This window comes from Psychrobacillus sp. Z3-81, from assembly GCF_056620325.1.
Window position 1 is genome coordinate 1 of sequence record NZ_JBWQPU010000071.1, and the last position, 264, is coordinate 264.

The window sequence follows — 264 nt, forward strand, 5'->3', positions numbered from 1 at the left end:
TTAGGGGCACCGCTTTCCTTCAGAATTTGATTTAAGCCTGTTGCATGATATCCCTGTATGTTGAAAAGGCGAGTAGCAGCCTCTAAAATTTTTTGACGCGAGTCCATTTTTGCACTCACATGAAATCCCTCTTTTCAAGTATAATGACTGGTCTATATAAATGAGTGACTGTTTCATTCTATAAGATGGCTGTATTTTATGTCAATCATTCGTTGCAGGTATATTTTTTCGAGAGTAGATAGATTAGAAAGGGTGGTTGAGGTT

1 protein-coding gene is annotated in these 264 nt (G+C 37.5%); it reads right to left on the reverse strand.

Features of this window, described 5'->3' with window-relative positions:
• Window positions 1-107 (reverse strand): TetR family transcriptional regulator (locus tag AC1ECF_RS17670; RefSeq protein WP_480390747.1); only part of this gene is annotated, 107 nt, incomplete at its 3' end.
• Window positions 108-264 lie beyond the last annotated feature (157 nt).